This window comes from bacterium, from assembly GCA_027622355.1.
Lineage (GTDB): Bacteria > UBA8248 > UBA8248 > UBA8248 > UBA8248 > JAQBZT01.
Genome location: JAQBZT010000139.1, coordinates 1 through 7,815, shown reverse-complemented (window position 1 = coordinate 7,815; position 7,815 = coordinate 1). Strand labels below are relative to the sequence as shown.

The following is a 7,815-nucleotide window of genomic DNA, read 5'->3' as shown; positions in this document are numbered from 1 at the left end:
AAGCCGCGAGGGCGTCTCCCGCGTCGCCTATCCCTCGTCCAAGGCCCGGTATCTGGAAGAAGTCCTGCGGGGAGAGGCGCGCTCGAGCGTGGAGAGTGCCGGGGCCGAGGATGTCATCCACGGCATCTATCCCATCAAGTCGGGGAAGGAGGTCACGGGCTTCGTCGTCGTCTCCCAGTTCGTCTCCGGGCGGCTGGTGGAAAAGGTCAAGGGAATATTCAACGCCTACGAAGACTACAAAGAGTTCGAGCTTTCGAAAGACCCGATCAAGGCGAGCTACATCATCACCTTCCTTCTGGTCGCTCTTTTGATCGTTTTCTCCGCGATCTGGTTCGGCTTCTACCTCGCGCGGGGCATCACGGTCGCCATCGAAAAGCTGGCGGAGGGCACCCGGGCGGTTTCGGAGGGCGATTTGGAGCACCGGGTCGACGTGGAGGCAGACGGCGAGGTGGGAATCCTCGTGGACGCCTTCAACCGGATGACGGAAGAACTCAACAACAACAAAAAGAACATCGAAATCGCATCGAAGAATCTCCGCCAGTCTAACCTCGAGATCGAGCGCCGAAGGGCCTACATGGAGGCCATGCTCGAGCACATCGGCACGGGGGTGGTCTCCATCAACCGCCGGGGCCGGATCACCATTCTCAACAACGCGGCCTCGCAACTTCTCCAGTTGTCTCCCCAGGACGCGGTGGGAAAACCTTTCAACGAGGTATTTTCGAGCAATCATCTCGAACCGGTGCGCAGCCTGCTGAAAATGATGCGGGAAGAGGGCAGGAAAAGCGCGTCGGATCAGGTGGAGATCATGCTGGACGGCCGCGTGCTGACCCTTCGGGCGAGCCTGACGCTGCTTCATAATGCCGAGGGGCGAAATATCGGCGGCGTTATCGTGTTCGATGACATGACGGCGCTCATCCGTGCCCAGCGCTCGGCCGCCTGGCGCGAAGTGGCCCAGGGCATCGCGCACGAGATCAAAAACCCCTTGACCCCGATCCAACTTTCCGCCCAGCGGATGCGCCGGAAGTTCCAGCAGGACGCCGAGGATTTCCCCGATGTCTTCGAAGTGTGCACCGAAACCATCATTCACCAGGTACAGAGCTTGATGGAATTGGTGAACGAGTTCAGCCGGTTCGCCCGCATGCCCGAACCGCGGCTTCGGCCGGTCCGTCTGAACAGTCTTCTCGGCGAGGTGGTTTCCCTGTATCAGGACAGAAGCGCCGATGTCCGCCTGAAGATCGATTTCGATCCGGATATTCCTTACGTGATGGCGGACTCCGAGCAGTTGCAGCGCGTCCTGATCAACCTGCTCGAGAACGCGTTCGAGGCCATGAACGGCGAGGGGGTGGTCGAGTTTCAGGCTTCCTTCGACGTTCCCCGCAGCCAGGTGGTGGTCGAGGTGCGGGACGAGGGAGACGGCGTTCCCGATGAGAACAAGCTCGATGTATTTTTCCCGTACTTTTCGACGAAGAACCGGGGGACCGGCCTTGGGCTGGCCATCTGCCACCGTATCATCAGCGAGCACAACGGCCTGATTACGGTGGAAGACAACAATCCCAAAGGGGCCATCTTCCGTGTTACGATTCCGCTGGCTTCACCGCCCTCCGTTTCGGCCGAGATCGAAAGGATCGCTGCTCTTGGATAAAGGCCACGTTCTCATCGTCGACGATGAAGAGACCATTCTGTCGAGTCTGGAAGCCATCTTGAAGGACGAGGGTTACCGGGTCGCGAAGGCGGCCACGGGCGAACTCGCTCTGGAGATGGTCCGCACGCACGCCCCCGATGTCGTTCTTCTGGATGTCTGGATGCCGGGAATCGACGGGATCAAGACCCTCCAGGCCGTCAAGGAATCCGACGGAGACGTGGAGGTGGTGGTCATGTCGGGCCACGGCAGCATCGACACGGCTGTCACCGCCACGAAGCTCGGCGCGTTCGACTTCATCGAGAAGCCACTCTCCATCGAGGTGGTTCTGGATGTGGTGGGACAGGCCGTTCAAGCCCGCAGATTGCAATTGTTGAAGAATAGCAACGCAAAGCTGTACCCCGAGGAAAATGTAGAGGTGAAATCCGGTGTGGCCGGATCCGCCCTTGCGGGCGCTCCTTTTCAGAAGACGGCCGGCCGGAAAACAAAGCGGCCCGCTTCGTCCTCCACGGCGCGAGGCGGCGCGGGGATGTTACAGAAGACGATCGGGAGAAGCGTCGTTCTCTACGGGCTGGGGCTGCACTCCGGCGTGAAGACGGGGCTGATACTCGAGCCGCTCCCCGCGGGACAGGGCATCCGCTTCGGTAGCCTGACGAACAAGGAAACGATCGCCGCACAGGCGGAATTTGTGGAGAACACGAACCATGCCACCAACCTGCGGAACGGAACCGCTGTTGCCCGGACGATCGAGCATCTCATGAGTGCGCTGCACGCCTACGGCATCTCCAACCTCATGGTGAAGATCGGGGAAGAGGTGCCGAACACGGACGGTTCCGCCGCGGATTTTTGTCAGCTCATTGAGGATGCCGGCATCGTCGAACAGGAGGGCGGGGTGCGGTCGCTGGTTGTGGGCAAGACGATTGAGGTCAGGGACAAGGAAGCGGACAGCAGCTTCATCCGAATCGAGCCCGCGGAAACCTTCTCCGTCACCTATCATATGGATTACCCTGAACCCATCGGCCAGCAGGAGTTCACCTACCATCATTCCGGCGCGGAGAGCTTCCGCGAGGAGCTGGCCCCGGCCCGCACGTTCAGCTTTATCTGGGAGCTGGAGTCCCTGGAGAAGATGGGGCTGGGCGAGGGCGGCAGGTGGGGGAATGTGATTCTCGTGGATCGGGAGCGCATCGTGAACACGGAGCTTCGCTTTCCCGATGAGTTCGTCCGCCACAAGATTCTGGATCTCGTAGGCGATGTATATCTTCTCGGGCGGCCCCTGCAGGGGAAGGTGACCGCATCCAAGAGCGGCCACCGGCTGAACGTGGAACTGGTCCGGGCGCTTTCAGAAGCCTATCCTTGAGATGTATTGCGAGTGCCGAATCCTCATTTCATCTTGGCTCGCAGAAAAACGCAGATGCATTGACCCATAGAGGGCTCCCTTTGGTTTCCAGGAAAAACATGACATACCGGGCCGCTGGAGTGGATGTGGCAGGCGGCGATCAGTTTGTCTGCGACATCACGGAAACCGTGCGCGCGACGCAAAAGGCCCATCCCGGCCGGGTGCTGGGTGACTTGAAGCAGTTTGCCGGCATGTTTCACCTCGGTGCGATGGTGGAGGACCCGGTGCTGATATCCGGCACCGACGGAGTGGGGACGAAGCTCATCATCGCCCAAGAGTTGAAGCGCCACCGCACCATCGGCATCGACCTTGTGGCAATGTGCATGAACGATGTGCTGACGGCGGGCGCCATCCCGCTTTTTTTCCTCGACTACCTGGGAACCGGGCGGATCGATGCGCAGACGCTGGCCGAGGTGGTGGAAGGAATTGGCGAGGGATGCCGCCGGGCGGGTTGCGTGCTCCTGGGGGGCGAGACGGCCGAGATGCCGGACTTCTACGAACCGGGCGTCTATGACCTCTCCGGATGCGCGGTTGGCGTGGTTTCGCGCCGCCGTCTGATTGATGGAACCGCCGTGCGCACGGGCGATGTCCTGATCGGACTGCCCTCGTCCGGGCTCCACAGCAACGGCTACTCGCTCGTGCGGCGGATACTTCCCGATGTCGAGGCGTGGAAAAAACCCGATACGGTGCCGGAGCTGGGCACCCCTCTCGCGGAGGCGCTTCTGGCCCCGACGGAAATATATGCAAAGGCCGTGGCGGCCGTTCGGGAGATCGAGGGCGTGCACGGTCTGGTGCATATTACGGGCGGGGGGGTGCCCGGGAACCTTTCGCGGATCATCCCCGAGGGCGGGCAGGCGAGACTCGACCCCGCAAGCTGGGAGAGGCCGCCCATCTTTTCCCTGATCGCCGGGCGCGGGCCGGTCGAGGCGGCCGAGATGTACCGCACCTTCAACATGGGGCTCGGTTTTGTGATGGCTGTCGCCCCGGAGGCGGCGGCGCAGGTGGAGGCGGCGCTCGGGGCGGCCGAGGTCGCTTTTTCCCGCATCGGCGAGGTACATGCCCGGGGGGCGGGGGAGCCCGCCGTGCGGATTGAGGGGATATCGTGAGCAAAAAAGGCGGCGGGACGCTTTGCCGGGTGGTGGTTTTGGCCTCCGGCCGGGGGTCAAACCTGCAGGCGCTCCTCGATGCGTCGGCCGAGGCGGATTTTCCGGCGCGGGTAGCCGCCGTCTTGAGCGACAAGCGGGATGCGCCCGCCCTCGATCGGGCCCGGAGCGCCGGGGTGGCGGCGGAGTGGATCGACCCGGCGGCGCCGGGCTACGAGGCGCGGCTTGGCGATGCGGTGGAGAAGGCCGGGGCCGATCTGATCTGCTGCGCCGGCTACATGCGCATCCTGGGAGAGGAGTTCATCCACCGCTTCGAGGGGCGGCTCCTCAACATCCATCCCTCCTTGCTCCCCAGCTTTCCGGGACTGGATGCGCAGCGGAAGGCCCTGCGCGCGGGGGTGCGGATCTCCGGCTGCACCGTCCATTTCATTGACGAGGGGGTGGACACCGGGCCTATCATCCTTCAGGCGGCTGTTCCCGTTCTACCGGGTGATGACGAAAAAAACCTCTCCGACCGGATCCTGGTCCAGGAGCATCGGCTTTATCCCCTCGTGGTCCGGCTGTGGGCCGAGGGAAAGATCGCGCGCGAGGGAAGAAAAGTCCGCTTCAAGGAAGGCGCCTTCGAGGAGGCCGCTTCGGCGATTTCCTCCCCCTGCCGAGCAATTGTTTGACACTCCCCGGGGCCGTCTCTAGAATTTCGAGGGTGATAGCGATGGGTTTCTCTGGAGGCGAAGAGGAAGGTCCGGCCCGGCCGAGGAAGCGGAAAAAAGCCGTTCGGCCGTATTTTTTCGCCGCGCTCCTCGGCGCCGCCCTGTGCGGGCCTTTCCCCGCGGCGGCGGCCGCGCCGCAGGGTGCCGCTCCGGCGGAAAATGACGCGCGCACGAAGAGGATCGCGGTTCAGCTCCAGATCAAGTATGAAAAGACCCGCACCCTTTTTGCCGACTTCGAGCAGGAAAACCTCCTGCGCTCCCTTGGAAAAATCACGCGCTCGAAGGGGCGGTTTTCGCTCCGCAAGCCCGGCCGCATACGCTTCGACTACCGGGAGCCGGAGCGGCAGATGGTCGTCTCGAACGGGAAGACCCTGTGGATTTATACGGAGAGCCTCCGGCAGGTATTGATCACGCCCCTCAACTCCTCGGCCGCGAGCCCGACGCCGCTCCTCTTTTTGGCCGGGAAGGGAAGGCTCGAGGACAGCTTTCGCATCACGGTGGAGGAATGGGGCGCTCCCCGGCAAAAAGAGGGGGTGTGGAAGCAGGGGACGCCGCACCGGCTTTCCCTGACGCCGATCAAGATGGAGGGCGGATTTCGCAATCTGTGGCTCGAGGTGGACGTGGAGAGCTTTCAGATTCTCGGCTTTGAGTTTCGGGATCATCTCGGAAATGAAACTCGAATCCGGTTTTTCAACATTCGTGAAGGCGTTGCTTTTGACAATGGGGATTTTGAGTTCAAGATTCCACCCGGAGTCGAGGTTTTCCGGACGCCGAGTCCCCTGGGGCAAAACCCCTAGCCGCTTGGAAAGGTAGATGTTGTGCTGCTGAACATATTTGGATGGTTCTACGGTTTTGCTGAAACGTTCTTCTGGGCGGTTCTGGTGCTGGGCGTCCTGGTCTTCATCCATGAGTTGGGGCATTTCTGGGTCGCCAAAAAACTCGGAATTGGCGCCACGGTCTTCTCTCTCGGCTTCGGCAAGCGCATCTGGGGCTTCCAGCGCGGGGAGACCGACTACCGCGTTTCGCTGATCCCCCTGGGCGGCTACGTCAAGCTCATGGGAGAGGAAGCCGGCCACGAGGAAGAAGAGGGGATCGACCCGAAAAAATCCTTCGCCCTCCGCCCCGTCCGGGAGCGGTTCGCCGTCATCGTTGCCGGGCCTATGTTCAATATTCTTTTCGCCGTTCTGCTCAGCTGGCTCCTCCACATGGCGGGGATACCCGTGGCGGGGACCTGGGTCGGCCAGGTCTTGCCGAACTCGCCGGCCGCGCAAACCGAGCTCCAGCCGAATGACCGCATCGTCGCCATCAACGGCGTGGAGACGCTGAAGTGGGTGAAGCTCGTCGAGATCATCCGCGCCTACCCTGAAAAGCGGATCACCCTGCGCATCGAGCGGCAGGGGAAATTTCTTGAAGTTCCCATTGTCCCCACCTCGAAAGGGCCCGGCGGAAAACAGTTGGGCTACGGACGCATCGGTATCTCCATCAGCCCGCGCACGATCACCGATCGCTACAACCCGGTGAGCGCTTTCGGGCAGGCGGTCTACCAGAACTACGCCATCATCCGGCTTACGGTGATGACGCTCTACGGAATGCTCGTCCGCACGGTGCCGGCCGATATCGGCGGGCCGATCCGCATCTCGGTGGTCGCGGCCGAGCAGGCCAAGCGAGGGATGCGCTATCTGGTGATGTTCGCGATTCTTCTCAGCCTGAACCTGGCGATTTTGAATTTGCTCCCCATCCCGATACTCGACGGCGGGCACATTTTCTTTCTGGGCCTCGAGGCGCTCCGCGGGAAGCCGATGAGCCTGCGGGTCCAGGAGATGGCGATGCAGGTCGGGACCGCCTTGCTGATCGCCCTGATGCTCTTCGCCACCTATCAGGACAGCGTGTATTATCTGTTCGGTAAGCCCCAGAGCACGGCGCCGGCCAAAAATACGCCGGCCGCCCCCCAGCCAGGCGGGGCCCGCTAGAGAGAGCATGATGAATTTTTCAGAGTTCACTCCCTTTACGGACGATGTCTTCCAGGTGAAGCCCGAGCCCGGCAGGGGAATGACTGCGCCCGCGCCGGGCTTCCAAAGCCTCCCGATGGTCTTCTCCGGCAAGCCTGTGGCGGAAGAGGATGTTCCCTGCGCCAATCCCTTCGAATTTCCGCTCCACCGCCGGAGGAGCCGGCAGATTTCCGTCCGCGGCATCCTGATCGGGGGCGGGGCGCCCGTCGCCGTCCAGTCCATGTGCAACACCTACACCCACGATGTGGAGGCGACGCTGGCCCAGATCGGGCGGCTCGAGGAGGCGGGTTGCGAGATTGTCCGTCTCGCGGTTCCCGACGAGCGGGCGGGTCAGGCTTTAAAAGAAATCCGCCGGCGCACCAATATGCCGCTGGTCGCCGACATCCATTTCGACCACCGGTTCGCCCTGATGGCGGCGGATGCCGGAATGGATTGCCTGCGGATCAATCCGGGGAACATCAACGGCGAGGATCGCGTGAGCGAAGTCGTCGCCGCCGCCCGGGCCAACAGCATCCCGATCCGCATCGGGGTCAACTCGGGCTCGCTGGAGAAGCCACTGCTCGAGAAATACGGCGGGGCAAGCCCTGAAGCGATGGTGGAGAGCGGCCTGCGGCATCTCGCCATGCTCGAAAAGCGCGGCTTCTACGACACGAAAATCTCCCTGAAGGCCTCCGACGTCGGCCGCGCGGTCATCGCCTACCGGATGATGGCCCAGCGGGTGGACTATCCCCTCCACCTCGGCATCACAGAGAGCGGGAGCCTGCGGACGGGCAGCGTCAAATCCGCGGTCGGTCTCGGCATTCTGCTTGCCGAGGGCATCGGGGACACCATCCGCGTTTCGCTGGCCGCCGATCCGGTCGAGGAAGTTCGCGTGGCTTTTGAGATTCTCAAGAGCCTCAAGATTCGCCAGCGCGGGGTGAATGTCGTGGCCTGTCCCTCGTGCGGGCGCGTGCAAATC

General features: G+C 62.4%; 7 protein-coding genes. All 7 read left to right on the top strand.

Features of this window, described 5'->3' with window-relative positions:
- Positions 1-1,642: ATP-binding protein (locus tag O2807_09190; GenBank protein ID MDA1000669.1), on the top strand; the 1,642-nt coding region annotated here is incomplete at its 5' end.
- Positions 1,635-2,996 carry a UDP-3-O-acyl-N-acetylglucosamine deacetylase gene (lpxC, locus tag O2807_09185; protein MDA1000668.1) on the top strand — a complete coding sequence of 454 codons (1,362 nt, stop codon included), beginning with the start codon at positions 1,635-1,637 and terminating at the stop codon, positions 2,994-2,996. The genes O2807_09190 and lpxC, both read left to right, overlap by 8 nt.
- Before the next feature lie 98 nt (positions 2,997-3,094).
- The gene (purM, locus tag O2807_09180; GenBank protein ID MDA1000667.1) at positions 3,095-4,141 is read left to right on the top strand and encodes a phosphoribosylformylglycinamidine cyclo-ligase; all 1,047 of its coding nucleotides are present in this window, start codon (positions 3,095-3,097) and stop codon (positions 4,139-4,141) included.
- The gene (purN, locus tag O2807_09175; GenBank protein MDA1000666.1) at positions 4,138-4,809 is read left to right on the top strand and encodes a phosphoribosylglycinamide formyltransferase; all 672 of its coding nucleotides are present in this window, start codon (positions 4,138-4,140) and stop codon (positions 4,807-4,809) included. The genes purM and purN overlap by 4 nt, the downstream gene beginning before the upstream one ends.
- Before the next feature lie 41 nt (positions 4,810-4,850).
- Complete coding sequence (locus O2807_09170) at positions 4,851-5,645, top strand: outer membrane lipoprotein carrier protein LolA (GenBank protein ID MDA1000665.1); 795 nt, start codon at positions 4,851-4,853, stop codon at positions 5,643-5,645.
- Positions 5,646-5,666: 21 nt separating this feature from the next.
- Positions 5,667-6,818: an RIP metalloprotease RseP gene (gene rseP, locus O2807_09165; protein MDA1000664.1), complete on the top strand. Its 1,152-nt coding sequence runs from the start codon at positions 5,667-5,669 to the stop codon at positions 6,816-6,818.
- Between the two features lie 115 nt (positions 6,819-6,933).
- A partial coding sequence (gene ispG / locus O2807_09160) for a flavodoxin-dependent (E)-4-hydroxy-3-methylbut-2-enyl-diphosphate synthase (protein MDA1000663.1) occupies positions 6,934-7,815 on the top strand: 882 nt, incomplete at its 3' end.